Raw genomic sequence first — 20,659 nt, 5'->3', positions numbered from 1 at the left:
CTTTGGCTGGAGCACATGAACGAACAGGCCACCTCACGGTCGGACGGCCCCCTGCGGGGGCCCCCGTCCACGGAGGTTCTGCTCACCGCCGAGGTTTTCGACGGCGAGCCGGGGTGCATCGCGCAGGCCCGGGCGCTCGCCGACCGCTTCCTCGCGCGGTTGGTGGCGGAGTGGCTCGCGGTCCTCGGGGAGCACACCCGCAGCGACCTGATGCTGGCGGTCAGCGAGCTCGTCACCAATGCCGACCGCTACAGCCACGGTCCGTACCTCCTGGAGCTGGAGGGCGACGCCCGGCGCATCAGTGTCACGGTGTACGACAGCAGCACGGCGCTCCCGGTGCTGTACTCACCGGACCCCGCACGCCTCGGCGGTCACGGCATGGAGATCGTGGTCGCCCTGTGCGACCGGGTCACGGCCGAGCGGGTGCCCGTCGGAAAGCGCATCCGCGCCGAGTTCATGCTCAGCACCTGATCGACTCCTGGGCCCGTCCCCGGCACACTTCCGGTTCGACGGCGTTCCGGAAACCCCGCGCAGCGGGAGAACAGCACCGGGTGACCTCCGCGACGAACTTCTGAGCCTTCGGGCCAGGAGGACTACCGTCGAGAGGAGGACCCAGGAGTGCTGGACGTACTACTGGAGCAGTACGCCGAATCGCCGCCTCAAGGACGACGACGCGGCGGCTTTGACGGGACATCGTGGTGTACATGAGTTCCCTCGCGTTTTCCGTGCTGCTGTCCCTGGTCTCCGCGGTCGCCTACGCGGCCGGTGCGATCGTGCAGGAGCGCGTGGCCGCGGCCGGTGACAGCCGCCCGTACGCACCGCTGCGCAACGGCGCCTGGTGGGTCGCCGTGGCACTCAACGGTGTGGGAGCCGTGCTTCACGTCGTGGCGCTCGCCTACGGGCCGCTCAGCCTCGTGCAGCCTCTTGGGGCCCTGACGATCGTCTTCGCGCTGCCGATGGCGGCGATCTTCGTCCGCCGCAGGGCGGGGCGGACCGCGTGGCGTGGCGCCCTGATGGCCACGGTCGGACTGGCCGGGCTGCTGGCCCTCACCGGGAGCGCCGGATCGCACACGCTGGCCGGGCCGGAGCAGCTGGTGCTCGCGGCCGGGACCTTCGGCGCCGTAGCGCTGCTGATGGTCCTCGCCCGGGGACTGCACCGGCCGATGCTGCGCAGCGTGGTGCTGGCCACCGGCGCCGGCGTCGCCTTCGGCATGGCGTCGGTGTTCACGAAGACGGTGGCCGTGGAGTGGACCTCCGGCTCGGTGACCTCCGGTCTGCCGACCCTTCTGGTCATCGCCGGGCTCGCGGCGTCGGGGCTGCTGCTCTCCCAGGCGGCGTACCGGGGCGCAGGGCTGACGGCGCCGCTGGCGACGGTCACCGTGGTCAACCCCGTCGTGGCCGCAGCCGTGGGCATCACCATGTTCGGGGAGCAGTTCCGCTACGGCCTGACGGGCACCCTGCTCGCACTCGGCTGCGGGGCGCTGGCGGCGGCCGGCCTGGTGCTGCTGACCACGGAGCGGGTGGGTGCGGAGCGGCGCGGTGAGGAGGGGCCGGTAGCCGGGCGACGGACGGCGGAAGGAGCGGGGGCCGGGAAGGGTACGCGGGAGGGGCACGCCGACGTCCCGGCCGAGGGCGCGGGGGTGCCGGTGCCTCGCACGGTCGTGCTGCCCGAACCGGCCAAGCCCGCCGTCCCTCAGGGGGCGGCGGTGCTGCCGGACCCTTTTCCGGCGCCCACGGCGCTCTCCCTCCCACTGACCCTGCCGTTGGACCACGGCGGCGGGCGCGTGGAGTTCGGCGCCGGACGGCCCGCTGCCGACTCGGCCCGCCGGGGTGACTTAGAGGGCCCGGCGGGAAGCGTTCAGACGCTGGCGCCGCCGGCCCTGAGGTAGGCCAGCGGGTCGATGTCGGACCCGTACCCGGGACCGGTTCGGATCTCGAAGTGGAGATGCGGGCCGGTGCTGTTGCCGGTGGAACCCGAGCGTGCGATGCGCTGACCGCTGCCGACCTGCTGACCCGCGCGCACGTGGAGCGAGGAGAGGTGGGCGTACTGGCTGTACCTGCCGTCGCCGTGCCGGACGACTATCTCGTAGCCGTAGGCGCCCGCCCAGCCGGCGGAGACGACCTTCCCGGACGCCACGGCCTTCACCGAGGTGCCGGTGGGGACCGGGAAGTCGACGCCCGTGTGGTAGCCGCTGGACCATGAACCGGCCTGATGGTACGGAGTCCCGGTGCGGGCCGACACGGGAGCGGTGAAACCGGAACGCGGCTTGGACGCCTTCTTCTCGGGCTTGGCGGCGGGCTTCGCCGCCTGTTCGCGAGCGGCGGGCGCGGGCTTCTCCTTGGCCCTGGGTGCGGCGGGCGCGGGGGTCGCCTTCTCCTCGGCCCTGGGTGCGGCGGGCGCGGGGTCCGCCTTCTCCTTGGCCTCGGGCGCGGCGCTCTGTGACTCGGCCTTCTCCTGAACCTTCGGGGTGGCTCCCTCGGGCTGGGCCTTCTGCCTGGGGGCCGTGCGGGGCGCGGCGGCCACGTCGAGGGTCAGCCGCTGTCCCGGGAGGATGAGGTCGGGGTCGGCACCGACCACGGTGCGGTTGGCCGAGTACAGCCGCTCCCAGCCGCCCTCGACCCGCTCGGCGGACGCGATGCCGGAGAGGGAGTCGCCGCGCGCGACGGTGTACGAATCACGCGGGCCGGGCACAGCGGTGGGTGATGCCTTGGACGCCACGGCACCACGGGTGGTCCTCTCCGAATCTCCGGACTCCCCCGCCTCGTCCTGACGGGCGTCGGCGGCCACCTGACGCTTCGACTGCGGGGCGAGGCCGGGTGTGCCGCCGCCCTGCTTCAGGCCTGCCCGCACGGAACACGTCGGCCAGGCTCCCGGTCCCTGCCCGTCGAGCACCTTCTCGGCGACGGCCACCTGCTGGTCCTTGGTCGCGAGATCGGCCCGCGCGGCGAACGCCGTACCTCCGTAGGCCGCCCAGGTCGACCGGGTGAACTGCAGTCCCCCGTAGTGGCCGTTGCCCGTGTTGACGTGCCAGTCGCCGGTCGACTCGCAGGCGGCGACCTTCTCCCACACATCGGTCGTGGCAGCACCTGCCGAGGCAGCCGTGAGAAGCGGGAGCGCGATGCCGGCGCCTCCCACCGTCACCGTGAGCGAAGCACGGTTGATACGGCTGGGCTGGTATCTGCGGTGCCGTCCGGTCGCGGCCATGATCGGGCTCCCCCACTGCTGTAGGACACGTCGCAAGCGGCCAACTTATGTGCACACAAAGGGTGATGACAAGTGAACAGTCAGCACGCGCCACCCGTGCACCCGGCGCACCACCCCGGGGGGCGAGCCCCGCGGGCCCTCGGCCGGACCTCGTCGTGCTCTCCGGGAGAGCGCTCCATCCCGTCTGCTCCCCTCCTGTCTAAATGCGCTCATGACGGATGCTCTGCGACCGCCCGGTGCGGCTCCCACCCTGGAGGACGTGGCGCGGGCCGCCGGTGTCGCGCGCGACGGTCTCAAGGGTCGTGAACCGGGTGCGCAACGTCGACCCCGCGATCCGGGAGACCGTGCTACGGGCGGTCGCGGTCACGGGGTACACCCCCAACCGCGCGGCACGCTCCCTGGTCACCCGGCGTACGGACGCCGTCGCGCTGGTGGTGTCGGGCGCCGGGGTGGAGCCGGACGGACAAGGACCCGCTCATGCGGGGTCCTTCACCGCTCAGGTCTTCGCCGACCCGTTCTTCAGCCAGGTGGTGACAGGGGTCGTCGACCATCTGCGTCCGCGGGGGATGCACCCGGTGCTGATGTTCGCAGAGACCTCGCGGGCCCGCGACGAGGTGCTGGCGTATCTGCGACAGGGCAGTGCCGACGGGGCGCTGATCGTGTCGACCCACGCACTGGACCCGCTGCCGGGCCTGATCACGGAAGCCGGACTGCCGGCCGTGCTGTACGCCCGCCCGGCCGGACCGGTGCGGATCAGTTACGTGGACCTGGCTCATCGGGACGGCGCCGCGTTGGCCGCCGACCACCTGCTGGCACGCGGCTGCCGCAGGATCGCCACGATCAGCGGGCCGTTGAACATACCGGCGGGGCAGGAGAGGCTCGCGGGCTTCCGGAACAGGCTGGAGCGGCATGGCCGTCTTGATGTCCCGGTGGCCGAGGGTCAGTTCACCCAGGAGAGCGGCGAGGCCGCCATGGAGCGGCTGCTGGCCGAACACCCCGACCTGGACGGAGTGTTCGCCGGGAACGACCTGATGGCGACAGGCGCGTGCCATGTACTGAGGGAACACGGGAGGCGCGTACCCGAGGACGTGGCCGTGATCGGCTTCGACGACAGCAGCGCCGCTTCGGCATGCCGGCCGCCGCTCACGACGGTGCGGCAGCCGGTGGAGGACATGGCGGCGGAGATGGCCGGACTGCTGCTCGACCGGCTAGCCGCACCGGGCGGACCGGCTACTTCGGTGATCTTCGAACCGGTGCTGGTGGTGCGGGACTCGGCGTAGGGCCCGCCGGCCGCTCAGCCCCCCGTGGCCCGGCCGCGGGCCGGTGCCGCCCGGTCCGGGGCCGCGCCCGGCAGGGACGGCGGCGCCGGGCGGGTGCCGCCGCGGGCCAGGAAGTCGGAGAGGGGCAGGGTCGCGGCGCCGACGGTGACCGCGTCCGGGCCCAGGTGTCCCAGGTCGATCGTGGTGCGGGCGGCCGCGTGTTCCAGCGCGTACGCCCGGGCGTACCGGCGGATCTCGGGGAGCAGGTGCGGGCCGATGAGCAGGCCGGCCCAGCCACCGAGCAGGATGCGTTCGGGCAGGAAGAGGTTCACCAGGTCGGCCAGGGCCGCGCCCAGGCATTCGGCCGTCTCGTCCAGGATCGAGACCGCGACCGGGTCCGGGGCGGCGCCACCCCGTGGCGGGTAGGCGGCTGCGAGCAGCGCGGCGAGGGCGGTCTCGTCGTCGGTCTCCGGGGACAGCGGACCCCCGGCCTCCTGCCAGCGCTCCCGCATGGCCTCCGCGCCCGCGTACGCCTCCAGGCAGCCCCTGGAACCGCAACGGCACCGTCGGCCGCGTAGCTGCACCGTGGTGTGGCCCCATTCCAGGGCCGCGTTCGAGACGTCCTCGTCGAGGATGTCTCCCCGGTTCACGCTCGCGCCCACTCCCGAGCCGATCAGCGCCACGGCGGCCGCTCCGGCACCCCTGCCGCCGCCGAACCACATCTCGGCCTGCCCCAGCGTCCTCGCGCCGTTGTCGACGAAGAACGGCACTTCGGGCGGCACGTCCACGACTTCGCGGAGCAGCCGCTCGAAGGGGACGGCGCGCCATCCGATGGTCGGCCCGTGCACGATCGTGCACGGGCCGCCCGCGGCCGTCGGGGCCTCGCGCTCGATGATGCCGGGCACCCCGATCCCGATGCCGAGCAGCATGCGGAGGTCGGCCCCCGAGTCACGCAGGACGTCGGCCAGACCCGAGCGGACGTGGCCGACGATCCGCTCGACGTCGTAACCGTGCTGCGCGAGCAGGCGGTCGGTGCGGGCGAGTTCGGTCAACGCGAGGTCGAAGAGTTCGACGCGCACCCGGGTCTCGCCGATGTCAATGCCCACGAACAGCCCACCGCCGGGGGCGACCCGCAGCAGGGTGCGGGGGCGCCCGCCGTCGGAGTCGACGATGCCAGCCTCCTCCAGGAGTCCTTCCGAGGCCAGCTCGGTGACCACATTGCTGATGGACCCGGAGCTCAGCCCGGTCGCGGGCCCCAGCTCCTGACGGCTCAGCGGACCGTCGAAGTACAACCGTTGCAGGACCCGCGCCCGATTGCCCCTTCGCAGGTCACGCACGGTCCGTCTGCTGCGCTCAGCCATGTTGCTCCCTTCGCCCCGGCAACATACCCCGGCCACGGCTCTTGACCGTGACTTTCTTCACATCTTAAATTATGTCTTGAATTAGGGCAGGGATTCCAGCTCCCAGGGCTCCCGGTTCTCCTCCGGACCCGGCACATCGTCCTGCCCCTGGACCGTGCAGCAGTACGTCGACATCCGGGACATCGTCCCGCTCTCCGAGCACTTCGTGAACTCGCCGATCGTGGCGTGACAGGGGCGGCGAACGTCTGCCGGAGCCAGTTCATGGCCGCCTCGCTCGTCGTCGGCAGGGCCGTCGTCACAAGAATCCCGCCGTTGCGGCGCACCTCGTCGCCGCGCTCACCACAGGAGCCGTCAGGTGACCGGTACGGGACTGCGACGGCCCGGTGGACGATCATGGCGTGGGAGTTCCGGCGCCTATGCTCGCCGTATGGAGCAGAGTGAAGTCCTCAAGCGAGTGATCGGCATCCTCACGGAGGCGGGCGAGATGCAGCGCCATGCCGAGGAGGACGCGGGCGGCGACCTGGACGCCGGCGGGAACATGGTGACGACCCTTCTCAACGAGACGATGCCGCACATCGCCATTTCGGCCGACGCCACCGTCGAGGAGATGGCCGCCCTGGTGGGGCGCGAGGTCGGCGGCGCCGTCGAACAACTGGTCGGAGCGTTCACACTGGCCTTCATCGCGCTCGCACAGATCCACGACTCCGGCCAGGAGGACGTGACTTCCGCCGATGTGCTTCAGGACCTGGCGCTGCGTGCCGAGGAGCTGAGCTCGGGCGACGAGGGTACGGAAGGGCCCCTCTGAAGGTGCCGCGGAACAGGCGAGGCCGGATTCCCGGCGCAGGCGGCCGTCCTGCCTCTCGGAGTGGGCCACGCCCGGCGCGGTGGGTGCCGGGGTCCCGACGGGCCCGAAGCCTCAGGGCCCGGTAGGCCGAGGGCGGTGCGCGTCGAGGACGGGGCCGATGTGACCGTCACACGATTGGCTCGTTTGCCGAGGTGACGGTTCTCTTCCCACGGCTCGGAAGGCACACATCACCATGCCGCTCCATCCCTCGCCGCTTCGCCACCCCGGTCCCGATACCCGCATCGGTGTGAAGGAGGCCGAGGCCGCGCTCGTCGAGCACTACCCGCGTCTCGTGCGTCTGGCCTACCTCACGCTGCCACCGGGCCTCGGCCGTCATCGCAGGGTGCTCGCCGCTCACGCCGTGGTGCAACGTTCCCTGTACGGCAAGCCGCCCTCCGCACCTCGACCCGCGGAGGGCGTCCCCGCTCCCCGGTCCGGCGGTCCCGTGGCCGCCGCCACGCAGGCACCCGCGTACGCCGGGGTCCGCCTGCGGGTCGTACGGTCCGCGCTGGCGTACGGGCGGAGGCCGCGCTGGTGGCCGGGGCGGGTGCCCGCACCGGCGGCGCTGCGTCCCTCGGTGCCGGTGGTGCGGGGGCTGAGGCTGTTTCCCCGGGCCGGCGGGATGGACGAGTTCGCCCTGGACCGCGCCCTGGCGGATGTTCCGGCCCCCGTCCGTGCGGCGCTGGGTCTGCGGCTGCTGGAGTCGCTGCCCGCCGACGGTACCCGGCTGCTGCTCGCCGAAGCGGGCGTGGACGACCCGGCCGATGCCGTGCGGGCCGCCGCGCTCGTCGCCGGAAGCGACCACGAGCGGGTCCGGCGCATGCTGCGGTCGGGCGAGTTCGATCCCTGCACGGTGCAGACACGCCCCGGTGACCTGCTGCGCCGCCGGCACCGGGGACGAGCCGGCGCGGCCTGTCTGGTGCTTCTCGTGGTGGCCGGCGGGCTGGCGCTCTCCGCGGACGGTGGAGCCGAGGGGGCCCGGCCGCAGGTCTCGCCCCTGCGGAGAACGCTGCCTGGCGGCGCCCTTGACCCCGCGGGTCTGGTACGGACACCGCCCGCTCAGTGGGCCGACACCTCACGCGTGGACTTCAGCGCCTGGCCGCCACGTGGGGACCGCACCGACGACACCGGGCTTCTGGAGCGGGCTCTCGGCAACTGGGCCGGTCCCACGGCAGACGTCGCCGTGACCACCACCCCCGGCACGGCTGTCGTGCCCCCCGCCCAGCCCCCTCAGCTGCTGTTCGCGGGCGAGGTGGGTGACGAGGCCGTGGTGCTGTTCCACGACGGCGGGGTGCGCGTCGTCCGGTACGCCGAACCGCTGTCCGGAGAGGGAGCCCCCGACCTGGACTTCGCGCGGGTCGATGACGCGGACGTCACCACGGCAGCGGCACTCGCCGTCAGCCGCACCGGCACGTCGGTGCGGTATCTGCTGGCGCCCTGGGTGGCGGAGTCCGCGACGCGGGACCTTCTCGCGCCCGACGCACCGGCGCGGGCGCTGGACGTGGGCGGCGACGGAGTCACCGCGGCGGTGCCCCGCCCGGAAGGGGGCGGAGCATGCGACTCCTGGCCCGCGGTGCAACTTCGGTCGTCGGAGAAGATCGTGGAGAAGCACGCGTTCCTCGTCGCGGATCTCGGCGACCTCGCACCGGCGCACCTCACCCACACTCCCAGGCCCGGATCCGGCGCCCCGGCAAGGCAGCCGCGCGAGGCCACGGGCACCGATGGCCTGCTCAGCTGGGCCCGTACAGCGTGTTCACTACGGGATCTCAGGGATTCAGGGGTACGGGCGGTCAACAACTGGCAGTTCGCACAGCAGCGGTTGCCCGGCACCCGGTCCACGGCGGACTGGGTCTGCACGCGGGCGGACACCTGGCGCGGGCCGGGCCGCGTACTGGTGCAGTTCGTCCCGCCCTCCGCGTCTCCCTCCGCGTCTCTTTCGGCACGGGGCGAAGTGGTGTCCGACCGCCGGAACACGGCTCTGTGCAGCCGGTTCGGCCAGCACGTCGTCGCAGGCACCCACTGGAAGTCCCCCACCGGGGCCTGGTACGTACTCGCCGCCGGCAGCCGCGCTGTTCACCGGATCGAGGTCACAGGTTCCGCGCGCGGTGTGTCCGAAGGCCCGACGCTGGCGGTGCGCGCACCGCGGAACGCCGCGTACCACGTGAATGCGAGGCTGCACGACGGCGGCACCCTGTCCGCGTCCCCGTGACGGGGCTTCACCGACGGGCCCGCCCCTGCGCATGACCGCCGGTGTCCTGCCGCACACACGAGTCCGTGGTGGGCCACGGCCGCATTCTCTGAGGGTAACCGTGTGGCGCGAGGCGAGTGGAGACACTTTGTGCAACTCGGCGGACGGTGCAGATGACCCCATCGCGTGCAACACCTGTGGCGCTACTTGTGATTGAAGCGGCTGCCGGAACTCCCGAAGAGTAAGCCGCGGTCACCCACGCGGCGCGAAGGGCCTGACCGTGGCGCCGAGTGCATGGTCAAGTGGTGCGGCACAGAGCGTGGTCGATGAGGTTGCGCAGTGCGTCTTCCTGACGGGCGGCGGTCCGCGGGTCCGCGGTGCGGCTGTGCGCGGAGACTGTGATGGTGCGCCGGCCGTCCGTGGTTGTCGCTGTCCGGATGACATATCCGAAGCCGCTTCCTCCGTGCCCCAGGTAACCGCCGCCGCAGGACAGGGGTGTGAAGAACAGGCCCAGGCCGTCCTGGGTGCCTGCCGGGTGGCCGCTGGCCTGCGGCACCGGGACGGTGGTCCGCATGGCAGCGAGCTCGGTGGGCTTCAGCAGCTGCCCGTTGACCAGGGCGGTGAAGAAGCGGTTGAGGTCGCGGCCTGTGCCGGTCATCGAGCCGTCGGCCCCGCTGTCGAAGGGACGGTAGGGGGTCGTGGTGTCGACCATCGGGCCGTCCACGGTGAACTGCTGATAGTTGGCCGTGCGCGGTTGCGGGAGGAAGGGCCAGGTGCCCGGGGTGTCGGTGTCCCGCAGGCCGAGGGGGCGCAGGATGCGGTCGTGGACCTGCTGTTCCCAGGTGCGGCCGGTGATCTTCTGGATGATCATTCCGGCGAGTACGTAGTTCGTGTTGGAGTACGCCCAGCGGGTGCCTGCTGGGAAGGCAGGCTCATGGCGCATGGCCAGGGCGACCAGCTCTTCGGGCTGGTAGGCACGCCACCGGTTGGCGAAGTAGGTCTGTGCACTGGGGTTGGGGAAGACGTCGTAGATGTAGTCGGACAGGCCGCTGGTGTGCTGCAGCAGGTCGCGGACGGAGATAGTCCTGCCGTCGTTTCCGGCTCCGGACACCACCCCGGGCAGCAGTTGCTCCACCGTCTGGTCAAGGGAAATCCGCTTCTCGCCTACCAGTTGCAGCATGGCGGTGGCGACGAACGTCTTGGTGGTACTGCCCAGACGTAGGTAGCCGTCCGTCGAGACCGGGCGGCGAGTGACCAGGTCCCCCACCCCGGAGCGGGCTGTGACTGTCCCGCGCGGGGTTTCCAGGCGGACTGCTACGCCGGTAACCCCGGCAGCGTGCAGCGCGTCAGCGTCACGCTGCACGGACCAACCCGTGCCCGAGGGGTGCGGTGCGGCCGACGCCGCAGCGGACGGCAGAAACGACACAGCCAGCGCCAGCACTACAGCTGATAACCGTAAACGACGAGAGATCATGACCCGAGGCTAGGAACCGCAAGGGCCACCAGCCATCCGGGATACGCCCTTCTCGGACGGGTGCCAGCCGGATGGACAAGCGTGCCAGGCACCTGCCACATCCACTGGCCTCAGCACCTGATAATGCCCCGGAACAGTGGAAAGAGGACCTAGCTTCTGACTCAGCCGCGTTGGTTCAAAGCTCTGGTCAGGTCCCGGTTGGACTCACGCGCGGCGGCGATGTCGGACTGAGCCTCCTCCGACACGGCGGTCAGCTCGACGTGGCGCTGTTCCAGCCGGGTGATCTTTCGTTGCAGTTCGTCGATGTCCGTCGGGGCTCCGAGCCCTGACTCTCGCCATGCTTGGGCTCCCAGCGCCTGCGACAGCCGTTTCTCCAACTGCTGGACGCGGGTGGCAAGGCGGGTGTTGCGGGCCTGGGGGTTGGCGAGGTCCGCCTGGAGCGAGGACCGGCTCACCGGTGAACCGCCCTCGGGGTCCTGAGCTGCCGGTTCGAGCTCAGCGGCATGGACGAGTTCCAGGAGGTCGCGGTGACGGTAGAGGAACGTGCGGTCTACTCCGGCTTGCCGGGCGATGGCCGAGACACTGAGCGGGGTGCCGTTCTTGGCGGCGCTCTTGATCGCGGTCGCCACTCGCTGGCGGCGACGCTCGGTGTCGGCCCGGCGGCCGTCACGCATGGTGAGGATCACGGCAGTCTTCAGGGCCGGACGTCGGGAAATGGCTGGCCGACGCGAGGCATGCCCACGCCTGGTATGCCCAGCATCACCCTGCGGCCGCGGCGGACCACAGCGACGGCTTCTTCTATCTGGGAGCGTTCCTCGACGGACAAGCCGTCCAGATCCGCCTTGACCCGGTTGATGAGGCGGCGGACCCGGCGTATCTCTTCCTCGGAGGGCACGGCTTCGCTGCGGGCCCGGTCGTCGGCTTCCGACATCAGCCGCTCGCGGCTTTGCAGCAGGTCAGACATGTATCGTTCCAGGTCTGGAAGGTAGGAGACGTCGGTGCGGAAGTGGTTGCAGCCGACGCAGCGGAACCGGATCGGGCAACTCTGCCCCCGGCCCGCGACGTTGTGGGGCTCCAGTCGGTCGCCATAGGCCGTGGCGACCTCTCCGATAGCTCGCCGCACGTGCTCGGAGTCGGGCAGTCCCTGGACCTTGCGCCAGACGCGGTTGCCGTGCCGGTCGAACTGCAGGGCGGTGACCCGGTCGACCGCCTCGCGTCGTCGCTCCTGGCCGACCCGTAATGGTGGGCTCGGGTATGGGAACTCCCGGAATACTCGAGGTACCGACGATATGGGCCTCACCGAGTGACGAAACGCAGGCAAGGGCCGGTCGGGCACCGGCAGGATGTGCCTACGTTCGTCTACCGACCCTCGTGGAAGGGAATGCGGGCTCACCTGCGCGGGAACTCCACGCGTCGGAGCTCACGTTCCTGCAGGTCAACAAAATCCGTCGGTTGTCCGGACCCTGAGCCTCGCGGACACCCGGCGTCACGGCATGCCCGCACCGTGACGCCGCGGCTGCACACTGCGGACGGGCTACGTCATCAACTCGATGTGCGGATGCTCGGGCTTCGCCGGGCAGACGAACAGATGCTGCCGGTAGCCGCTGCCTATCTGGACCCCGGTCGCGTTGTAGCCGCGGTGGCCGGGGTACGGTCCAGCACCTGGGTGGGGGTATGGAGACCAGCTGTTCCCGGCGTCGTCCCCTTCCTCAAACGTGGCGACGGTCATCAGGACCTCCATGCCGGTGCCGCACTCGGAGCAGGGCTGCGGGCTGGGGTCGGTGGAGTTCCAAGCGGGCCAGCCGCCAACCTTCCAGCCGGGTGCGTTGGACAGCACACAGTCGTAATACGTGTCCGGGTCCATGTCTTCATCTGCTGTCTGCGGCACACTCCACTGCTTGAGCTGCTCCTGCAGTTCGTCGCTCAGGTCCAGATGGTCGGGGTACTCGGTGATCTGCTCCGGTTCGAGCACGCACGGTTCCGGTAGATAGCCGTCGAACTGCACTGCGGGCGGCTCGGGGGGCGCGTCGAGGATGTCGGTGACGGCGGCTGCGGAACGCCAGAAGAGCAGGGTCCTGGGCATGATCGGATGATCGAAGGGGCACCACAGAACCTGTAGCAGGTCCTTATCCTCCGGCGGGCTCAGATCGGGCACATCCCGTACGTATAGCTGCGCGACGGGCAGCATCGCTATGGGGCCGTCGTACGACTGGACCGCCAGCCTCACCGGATAGGTCTGAGGGGGCCGGATCCGCTCGAGAGTCTCCCGTTCCTCCGGAGTCAGGTCCCGGCCGTGCGAGGCGGCGAAGATCCGTCGTTGCAGCCGCAGATCCGCCGGGGACCGGGCTGGGTTGATGCCGTCAACCACATGCGGTTCCTCGCAGTGCGGCCATGGTTCCTCAGCGGGCCACAGCAGCGGCCCACCGATCGAGCTGTCGTGCCACGTCGGCGCCCCAGAGCGGGGGTGCAGGCGGGTCGCCGTGCGGGCCAGCGGGGCAAGTTGGGGAAAGACCGCGACAACGTCGATCGGCCGTGGCGGAGTGACAGGAGTGGCATTCATGGCCGCAACCTTGCCAAGCGTCTCTGACAACGGCCCTCGTGGCCGCCCCACGAAGAGCTCCGCCACGGGCGCCACCCGGGAGAGCCCTGCCGCCGGTCCGTCGCCGGTAGATGGCCCGCGGCCGGGAACTGCACCCACAGAGCTCGGGATCCCACACACGTGAATGGAGTCATCACAGCAGGTCAGCGCATTTCGTCGGTGGCCCTACCCCACTGTCAGGTGCTGTTCCGGCGGCTGACCTCGGCTGCGTAGGAATGTTGGGAGAGCGCTCTCTCCAACGCTGCCAGTGTTGCGTCGCCGCTGAAAGCATGTCAAGAGTTGGTGAACGGTACTCATTCCGGGAGGAGTTGACACTCGACGCACCGGAGCCGGGTCGGCAGTCGGCGCAGCGGACGGTGTTCGGCTGCCCCCTGTTCGGTGGTGGGCCGGCGGTGATCACGAGACAGTCGGCGGTGCTGACGTCCGGTTCGGCGCGACTCCCACCGGCCTCGCCTTCCCCGGCGCCGTGCATTCGACCTGCCCACGGCGGTGGCGGCGAACGCCGTAGCGCGCAGGACAGACACCACCGCGCGTCACATTCGAGCCGGCTGTCCCCGACGCCGTGGCGGCGGGCACAGGATCGTCCTGTCTCCACTGGAAAGCCGCTGAAGACAAGGCCGGCGCCACCCGGCGGAAGCACACGAAGGTCGGGCTACGCCTATGCGGGTCGGCCGCGATGACGGGGAGCACGTCCGTCACTCAAGGCGCCCCTCGCCCTCCACGTGCGCGTCGACCAGCGCGCCCAGGTCAGCGGTTACGAGGTCCGGCGGGGCCTTGACGGTGACCGGCTGATTGATCTCGAGGAAGGTGACAGTCATGTCGAGGGGGTCACCAAAGACTCGCTCGGGCAGCAGCCCCTCGGAGTTGTAGCGCGCCTTGAGGGTCTCGCAGCGCATGCGGAACTGCCTCGCACTGCCGTCCTCGTCGATCCAGAGGTCCATGGTGAGTGTCTCGTCGACCTGCAGCGCCATGAAACTGTCGAGGCTGTCGGTCCGACGGTCCCTGGACGCTTTGTCGGTGGCGTCCGCCTGGGCCTCTCGCAGACCGTCGAAGGGGACCGTTCCCCTGTAGTGCGTGGTCCGGGTGCCGCCGATCGCCTCGGCGCCGACCTCTTTCACGTCCTTCGAGCCGGACAGGATGGTGGACTGAACGACGGGGTTGCCCTCGATCTGGCGTGGCAGCACACCGTGGGTGTTGTTATCCGCCGTTCCACGACCCCAGGAGACGGCTCGGCCCGGAGCCAGCTCTTGCCGTCCAGTTCCGCGGCTTCCCCCACTCCGGCGCCCAGCGCATCGATGTCGAGTGCATGACCGCTCATATACAGCGACTTGCCGACGAACCGAATCTCCGTCGGACTGCCTGCGAGCCGGTCCGCGATGGTCAGATGCATGCGCATGGCCAACGGCGCGGTGCGCATGGATGCCGCGACCGTCAGCCGCCCCCCGTCCGGAACGCTGCCAGCGATCCGGTAACGAAGGGAGGTGGTGTCCTGAGCGCGTTGTGCAGCAGCCACCACGGCTTCGGCAGGTGGCCGAGAACCCGCCGTCGTCTTCTCTCCGGACGCGGCGGAGCCACCACTTCCGCCCTCCTCCCCACAGGCCCCGGCACCCCCACCCACCAGCACGGCTGCGCAGAGGACACTCAGCGTCCTCCGCGCCGATGAGCGGCGTACAGAGATCCCCATGGTTCCCCCCGGAACTGGCGGTTGATCACGCAAAGGCTGTGAGCGCATCCCGGGCGGAACCGTGTTCCGAACGATTGTGCGCAGGTGGCAGAAGCTCCGCGGGATGCCCACCCGCACGCCCCCGGGGCGGGGGCCCCGGGGTGCCTGGCGTCTCCGCGTACACCCATGGCCCGTGGTGCCGTCGGCCCAAAGCCCGGGCGCCCGAGTCCAGCGTCGTGGAACACACCGGCGAGCGTACGGGCACACGGAGGTCGCTTTGATCATCCTCCCTGTTCCACGCGGGTCGCGCTGTCTGCGCAGCGGGGGCTGGGATCTGCTGCGGCAGGGGGCCACCCTGCCGCAGCAGACCGGTGTTCCCGCCGATTCCAGCGGGTCTCGGCGGAATCAGCCGTCAGGCCGTGTGGAGGGTCAGACCGTAGCGGTTGAGGATCTCGTTGATCGGCTGGTGCCAGGTCTCACCGCCGCCGCTGCAGTTGCCCCAGCCACCCGATGTGACACCTTGGGCCTGGTCGCCGCTGATGAACGAGCCGCCGGAGTCGCCCGGTTCGGCGCAGACGCTGGTCTTGGTCATCTGACGGACGGCGCCCTGGCTGTAGTTCACCGTCTCGTTCTTGGCAAGGACGTTGCCGCAGTGCCAGTGTGTCGTGGAACCGGAGCGGCAGATCGAGGCGCCGATCGGGGCCTCGTTGGAGCCGCGGACCAACTGGTCGGAGACGGTGCCCCAGCCGAGGACCACGGGGACGGTCCACCAGCCGCTGCCCACGTTCACCCAGGCGTAGTCGTTCTCGGGAAAGGACGAGCCCTGGAAGGAGCCGATGGCCGAGCCGTCCCAGCCCCTGACCGCTCCGCCCGCCTGGCCGCAGTGGCCCGCCGTGACGAAGCCGCCGTGCACGGAGAAGCCTATGGAGCAGCGGACGTTGCCGGTGTAGTACGGGTCGCCGCCGACCGTACCCGCGGCGAAGGTCTGCGGCGCCTCGGCGGTCTGCTTCACCGTGACGGGGCCGGCCTCGCGCGCTTTCGCGACGAACACGCGGACATCGTTGTCACCCCGCTCGGAGGCGACGACGTTCACGACGACTTCGTTCGCCCGGGGGTCGACGTGCCAGCTGCTGACGCCGCTGGGTGCGGAGAGTGCGTCCAGCCGGCCCTTGGTCGCGTCGAGCTCCCGCGCCGTGTGGTCGACCACACGGACCTCGGCCCCGGCCGCCCGTACGGCACCGGCCTTCGCACTGTCCGTGACGGCGACCGTCAGCCGGCCACTGTCGGCGTCGAACCACGAGCCGCCGAACGACGTCCCGGCTGCGCTCCGCGCCTTTCCCTGCAGTGCGGTCGCCGCCTTCTCCGCGGTGAGCCGCTTCTCGGCCTGACTTTTCGTCAGCCCGAGGTCACGCTGCATGGCCGTGATGATTCCGGCCGAGGCCTGGGGTTCGGCGGAGGACCGGGGGTCGGCTGCGGCGGCCTGGGTCAGGCCGGCGGTCGCCCAGGTGCCGATGATGAGCAGTGCGGAGAGACCGGTCCGCACCATCGTCGTATGTCTCAAGGGAGTGCCCCTTCTGTTGTTCCAGCATCGTGGGGATGGAACAGGAAGCATCCGAGAGCCGTCTGAGAGCGCTCTCAGAGGTGCCGCCACGGACTGTAGTCCAGTTCGACAGGCAGGTCCATGCCAATGACGGGGCCGTGGGTTCACCTTCGGTGCCCCGCAATCGGGATGCGAGCGGTGGACGCCCGTCGGCCCACCGGCAGCCGTCGTGACATCCGCGCCCCTCCCCCGTGTGCGCATCACTCGGGGTACCCACGGCCTGTCGGACCCGGCGCCGCGCCTCCGGACGCCGATCCTGGGGACACCCGTCCCCTTCCGTCGCGCAGAAAGCCCGGTGACGCCATGACAACCGATCCGCCCCCGGCGGCCGGCGTACACGTGCCCGACACGGCGCTCGCGAGGGAGGCGACGGAGCTCGTACGCGACCTGACCGACGAGCTCGTCTACCACCATTCCCGCCGGGTCTTCCTCTTCGGAGCCCTGCGGGGCCGCCGGCGGGATCTCTCCTTCGACGCGGAACTGCTGTACATCGGTGCCATGTTCCACGACCTCGGGCTCGGCCAACGCTTCCGCTCCAGCGGCCGGCGCTTCGAGGTGGACAGCGCCGACGAGGCGCGCCGCTTCCTGCAGGCCCGTGGGGTGCCCGAGGACAGCGTGCGGCGGGTGTGGACGGCCATCGCCTTGCACACCACACCGGGCATCCCGGCCTTCATGGAGCCCGAGGTGGCGCTCGTGACCGCCGGCGTGGAGTACGACGTCCTCGGCATCGGCTACGAGGACGTCTCCGACACCGAGCGCGCTGCGATCGTCGCGCTCCATCCACGGCCGGACTTCAAGCGCCGGATCCTCGCCGCGTTCACCGAAGGCATCCGCCCGAAGCCGGAGACGACCTTCGGCAACGTCAAGGCCGACCTTCTCCAGCACTACGTTCCCGGCTTCGAACGCGGTGACTTCGTACGCACCGTTCTCGAATCGCCGTGGCCGGAGTGACGGCGGCCGGCCGTCAGAACCCGCCCCCGCCTCTTCGCCCTCGACGGCATCGACCACGCCGATCTGAAGGAAACAGGGCAGCGGTGTTCCGCCGGACCCGGATCCGGCGGAACAAGCACGGCCGATATTCGCTTGCGCACCGCCGTCACGCGGGTCAACGTCGCCTGACACCTCACAAAGGCAGAGAAGATGACCCCGCAGACCCATCACGTCGACCACGAACTCGTCGAGGCCGCGGCCCACGTCGCACGTACTCGCTGCCGGGGCGACAACCACACCATGGCGGCCGCAGCCCGGGCCCAGGACGGCCGGATCGTCACCGCGTTGAACGCCTACCACTTCACCGGCGGCCCCTGCGCAGAGCTGGTCCTCCTCGGCGCGGCAGCCGCCCAGGGCGCCTACGACCTGCACACGATAGTCGCCGTGGGCGATCGCGACCGAGGGGTCACTCCCCCGTGCGGACGGTGCCGCCAGGTGCTTCTCGACTACTTTCCGGCCCTGCGGGTCATCGTCGGGGAAGGCGAACGGCTCCGGACCGTCTCCCTCACCGATCTGCTACCCGAAAGCTACGTCTGGGCCGACCACCAGCTCGACACCCGGAACATCGGCAGTGAAGGCCCTGCCTGGCCCAGTTGAGGGAGCCTCTCAGGCGGGTGCGGGCGTACTCGGTGGACCAGGCGTCGATGTCGGCCTGGCCGCATGACGCGAGGGCGGTGCTCCGCTCGCCGAGCCATTGCAGCAGGGCGGTCGCGCACTTGATCTGTTCGCCGGCGATGCGGCGGACGCCGGGTGTGATGTGGCTCCGCTCGGCTCGGGCACGCAGTCCGGGGAGGACGTGCCAGGTCGTGAACGCCGTGCGCACCGACCGACCGAGTTCCTCGATCGCCCGGGTAGGCAACGGGCGCGTCTTCGACCAGCCGGCGACCTGGGACCCGGAGCGGTAGTCCGAGTCGATCGAGGCGGACACCATCCGCCCAGGTCCTCCTCGCCCACCGGCCGCCGCGCACCACCCGCCGGCCCTGGCTCGGGCTGACGGAGGCTGCACCGGCAGCCTCCTCGAGCACTCCCTCACAGCCTCGCTCCGGTCCGTCCGGACGGAGGGTCATGATTCCGTTTCAGGGACGTACGGCGGCTCCCCACCTGTGCGACGCACTGAGCAGAGAGACCGTGAACGGGTGCCGAGGCGCGGTCAGGATCTGTTCTGCGGGGCCCTCTTCGACCACCTCCCCGCCGTCCAGCACGGCGACGCGGGTGGCCGGTGCGGCGGTGTCGAGGTCGTGGGTGATGAGCACGACGCCGGGGCCGTCCTTCCGGCGGACCAACGTGGCGAGCTGGTCCAGCAGGGAGCGCCGGGTCACCGGGTCCAGCCCTGAGGTGATCTCGTCGCAGACCAGCACCCGCGGTCGCGCGAGGAGCGCTCTGGCGAGGGCCGCGCGCTGGAGCTCGCCGCCGGACAGCCGGCCCGGCAGCCTGCGGACGAGGCTGTCGTCCAGTCCCAGGTCCGTCAGCACACGTCGGGCCTCCGCCGTCGCCTCCTGGGTTCCTGCCCCGTGCAGGCGTACCGCCGTGCGCGCCACCTGGTCCAGGACCGGCCGGTGTTCGTCGAAGGCGGCGCGCGCGTCCTGGAAGACGTACTGTACGGCGGCGAGTTGCTCGCGGCTGCGGTCCCGCAGACTGTGCGGCAGCGGCTTGCCGTCCAGCAGGATCTGGCCGGTGTGGTCGCGGTGGAGGCCGGCGAGACAGCGGGCGAGGGTCGTCTTGCCGCTGCCCGAGCGTCCGACGACGGCGAGGCATTCGCCGCTTCGGAGGGTGAGCCGGTCCACGCTCAGCACCGGCACACGGGTTCCGCCGGTCCTGTGCCGGGCGGTGAGACGGCTGACCGTGAGCATTTCCGCACCGGCGTGCTCGGGGTCGGCGTACGGCAGGGCCCTCGGTTCGGCGAGGAGCTCCTTGGTCCACGGGTGCGCGGGGGCATCGAGGATTCGGTGGCCCGGGCCCTGCTCCACCACACGGCCGCCTCGCAACACCACTACCTCGTCGGCCAGTTCGCGTACGACGTCGAGGTCGTGGCTGAGCAGCAGCACGGCGATGCCCCGGCCCGCCACCTGTGCCAGCTGGTCGACGATGCGACGTTTGGTCAGGGCGTCCTGTCCGGTGGTGGGTTCGTCCGCGATGATGACGCGGGCACCGAGGAGCAGCGCCTGCGCCAGGACGACGCGTTGCTGCTGGCCGCCGGAGAGCTGGTGCGGGTAGCGGCTCAGCACCTCCTCCGCAGCGTCGAGTTGGGCATCGGCGAGTGCCTCGGTGACACGCTGCCGTGCAGCGGCACGGCGCCGTGAGCGGGGCAGGTCCCGCGCGTGCTGCCGCGCCAGATCGAGCAGCAGCGCCCCGGTGCGGCGGGCGGGGTTGAGCACCGCCGCGGGGTGCTGGGGGACGTAGCCGATCCGGGCACCGTGCACGGCCACCTCGCCCGTCACCCTTGCGCCGGCGGGGTATTCGCCGAGCAGGGCGAGGCCGGTCGTGGTCTTGCCGCTGCCGGACGCGCCGACCAGGGCGGTGACGGTGCCGGGCCGGATCCTGAGCGACACACGGTCGACGAGCGTCCGCCCCTCGACCTCGACGGTCAGCCCGTTGACGGTGACGATCACGGGGTCCTCCTTCATCGGCGACGGCCCTTGCGGGACGGTTCGCGGCTTTCCATCGCGGCGTCGACGAGCAGGTTGCTGCCCATGGTGAGCGCGACGATGAGCAGGGCGGGTACGACGACCGCCCAGGGCTGGATGAGCAGTCCGGTGCGGTTGCGGTCCACCATCACGGCCCAGTCGGCGGCGTCCGGGGCGACCCCGATGCCCAGGAAGGCCGCGGTGGCCACCAGGTAGAGCACCCCGGTCAGCCGGATCCCGGCGTCGGCTGCCAGGGTGCGCAGGATGGACCGGCCCACGTATCCCACGGCGAGGCGCCACCAGCTCTCCCCCTGCATCCGCAGCGCCTCCACGGCTGGTCGGGAGGCCGCCTCCGCCGCGGCCGCGCGCACGATCCGCGCCGCGTCCGGGATCGAGACGAAGGCCACCAGGAGGGCCAGGCCCGCTGCTCCGGGAGGGAAGACGGCGGCGACCAGCAGGATCATGAGAAGCGAGGGGACGGCGAGAAGCACGTCCGGTGGACGCATCAGCACTTCCTCCAGCCACTTTCGGTGGGTGAGCGCACTGATCAGTCCCAGCGGCAGAGCGACGAGGTACGCGAGCAGCGTGGCAGCCAGCGCGACGAGGACCACGGGCCGCCCGCCGAGCAGGACCTGGTGAACGACGTCCCGGCCCACGAAGTCCGTGCCGAGCAGGTGACCGTCGCCCAGGGTGAAGGAGGCGGCGCGGGCCGGAGGTTCCCCCACGAGCAACGGCCCGGCCAGGGCGAGGCCGAGCGGGATCGCGGCAACGGCCAGCCCCGGGCCGTATCCGCGGAGCCGCTTCACGCCGCGACCGCTCGGGCCGTATCCGCGGAGCCGCTTCACGCCGCGA

The 20,659-nt window shown here is 70.9% G+C and carries 16 protein-coding genes and 1 pseudogene; 7 read left to right on the top strand and 10 right to left on the bottom strand.

What is annotated here, in order from left to right; genetic code table 11:
• The first annotated feature begins 15 nt into the window (after positions 1-15).
• Together ABZ441_RS09695 and ABZ441_RS09690 are read left to right on the top strand one after the other, a co-directional pair.
• Entirely contained in the window at positions 16-471 is a 456-nt protein-coding gene (locus tag ABZ441_RS09695) for an ATP-binding protein (protein ID WP_358970196.1), read from the top strand.
• A gap of 233 nt (positions 472-704) precedes the next feature.
• Positions 705-1,889 carry a DMT family transporter gene (locus ABZ441_RS09690; protein ID WP_358970194.1) on the top strand — a complete coding sequence of 395 codons (1,185 nt, stop codon included), beginning with the start codon at positions 705-707 and terminating at the stop codon, positions 1,887-1,889.
• Here the strand turns inward: ABZ441_RS09690 and ABZ441_RS09685 are convergent.
• On the bottom strand, positions 1,859-3,205 hold the full coding sequence (locus ABZ441_RS09685; RefSeq protein ID WP_358970192.1) for a peptidoglycan DD-metalloendopeptidase family protein: 1,347 nt from the start codon (positions 3,203-3,205) through the stop codon (positions 1,859-1,861). The two genes, ABZ441_RS09690 and ABZ441_RS09685, sit on opposite strands and share 31 nt — an antisense overlap.
• 211 nt (positions 3,206-3,416) lie before the next feature.
• Between ABZ441_RS09685 and ABZ441_RS09680 the strand changes: the two are divergent.
• Positions 3,417-4,485 (top strand): annotated as a pseudogene (locus ABZ441_RS09680) (LacI family DNA-binding transcriptional regulator).
• 14 nt (positions 4,486-4,499) lie between these two features.
• Here ABZ441_RS09680 and ABZ441_RS09675 read toward each other — a convergent pair.
• Positions 4,500-5,825, bottom strand: coding sequence for an ROK family transcriptional regulator (locus tag ABZ441_RS09675; protein ID WP_358970191.1), 1,326 nt, complete (start codon positions 5,823-5,825; stop codon positions 4,500-4,502).
• A gap of 427 nt (positions 5,826-6,252) precedes the next feature.
• Here ABZ441_RS09675 and ABZ441_RS09670 point away from each other — a divergent pair, with 427 nt between their 5' ends.
• Both ABZ441_RS09670 and ABZ441_RS09665 read left to right on the top strand, forming a co-directional pair.
• On the top strand, positions 6,253-6,630 hold the full coding sequence (locus ABZ441_RS09670; protein ID WP_358970189.1) for a hypothetical protein: 378 nt from the start codon (positions 6,253-6,255) through the stop codon (positions 6,628-6,630).
• Between the two features lie 232 nt (positions 6,631-6,862).
• Entirely contained in the window at positions 6,863-8,878 is a 2,016-nt protein-coding gene (locus tag ABZ441_RS09665) for a hypothetical protein (RefSeq protein WP_358970187.1), read from the top strand.
• A 277-nt stretch (positions 8,879-9,155) separates the two neighbouring features.
• Here ABZ441_RS09665 and ABZ441_RS09660 read toward each other — a convergent pair whose 3' ends face one another.
• From ABZ441_RS09660 to ABZ441_RS09635, 6 genes are all read right to left on the bottom strand, one after another.
• Positions 9,156-10,220, bottom strand: a complete 1,065-nt coding sequence (locus ABZ441_RS09660; protein ID WP_358970185.1) for a serine hydrolase domain-containing protein — start codon at positions 10,218-10,220, stop codon at positions 9,156-9,158.
• A 272-nt stretch (positions 10,221-10,492) separates the two neighbouring features.
• Positions 10,493-11,017, bottom strand: a complete 525-nt coding sequence (locus ABZ441_RS09655; RefSeq protein ID WP_358970183.1) for a DUF6262 family protein — start codon at positions 11,015-11,017, stop codon at positions 10,493-10,495.
• An 8-nt stretch (positions 11,018-11,025) separates the two neighbouring features.
• Entirely contained in the window at positions 11,026-11,631 is a 606-nt protein-coding gene (locus tag ABZ441_RS09650) for a hypothetical protein (RefSeq protein ID WP_358970181.1), read from the bottom strand.
• A 234-nt stretch (positions 11,632-11,865) separates the two neighbouring features.
• Positions 11,866-12,699 (bottom strand): hypothetical protein, encoded by an 834-nt coding sequence (locus tag ABZ441_RS09645; protein WP_358970180.1) that lies wholly within the window; start codon positions 12,697-12,699, stop codon positions 11,866-11,868.
• Positions 12,700-13,625: 926 nt separating this feature from the next.
• Positions 13,626-14,114 carry a hypothetical protein gene (locus tag ABZ441_RS09640; RefSeq protein ID WP_358970178.1) on the bottom strand — a complete coding sequence of 163 codons (489 nt, stop codon included), beginning with the start codon at positions 14,112-14,114 and terminating at the stop codon, positions 13,626-13,628.
• Positions 14,115-15,005: 891 nt separating this feature from the next.
• Complete coding sequence (locus ABZ441_RS09635; RefSeq protein WP_358970232.1) at positions 15,006-16,139, bottom strand: S1 family peptidase; 1,134 nt, start codon at positions 16,137-16,139, stop codon at positions 15,006-15,008.
• Between the two features lie 357 nt (positions 16,140-16,496).
• On the opposite strand from ABZ441_RS09635, the gene ABZ441_RS09630 reads away from it, so the two are divergent.
• Together ABZ441_RS09630 and ABZ441_RS09625 are read left to right on the top strand one after the other, a co-directional pair.
• A complete protein-coding gene (locus tag ABZ441_RS09630) occupies positions 16,497-17,144 on the top strand; it encodes an HD domain-containing protein (RefSeq protein WP_358970177.1) in 648 nt (215 codons plus the stop codon).
• Positions 17,145-17,333: 189 nt separating this feature from the next.
• Positions 17,334-17,780, top strand: a complete 447-nt coding sequence (locus ABZ441_RS09625; protein WP_358970175.1) for a cytidine deaminase — start codon at positions 17,334-17,336, stop codon at positions 17,778-17,780.
• Between the two features lie 479 nt (positions 17,781-18,259).
• Here the strand turns inward: ABZ441_RS09625 and ABZ441_RS09620 are convergent, their stop codons facing one another.
• Together ABZ441_RS09620 and ABZ441_RS09615 are read right to left on the bottom strand one after the other, a co-directional pair.
• Positions 18,260-19,807 (bottom strand): ATP-binding cassette domain-containing protein, encoded by a 1,548-nt coding sequence (locus ABZ441_RS09620; protein WP_358970173.1) that lies wholly within the window; start codon positions 19,805-19,807, stop codon positions 18,260-18,262.
• Positions 19,804-20,613, bottom strand: a complete 810-nt coding sequence (locus tag ABZ441_RS09615; protein WP_358970229.1) for an ABC transporter permease subunit — start codon at positions 20,611-20,613, stop codon at positions 19,804-19,806. The genes ABZ441_RS09620 and ABZ441_RS09615 overlap by 4 nt, the downstream gene beginning before the upstream one ends.
• Positions 20,614-20,659: the final 46 nt, after the last annotated feature.

Source organism: Streptomyces sp. NPDC005752, assembly GCF_040630715.1.
Taxonomy (GTDB): domain Bacteria; phylum Actinomycetota; class Actinomycetes; order Streptomycetales; family Streptomycetaceae; genus Streptomyces.
Note: the sequence above shows the minus strand (reverse complement) of the source record. Positions and strands in the feature narration are given on the sequence as shown.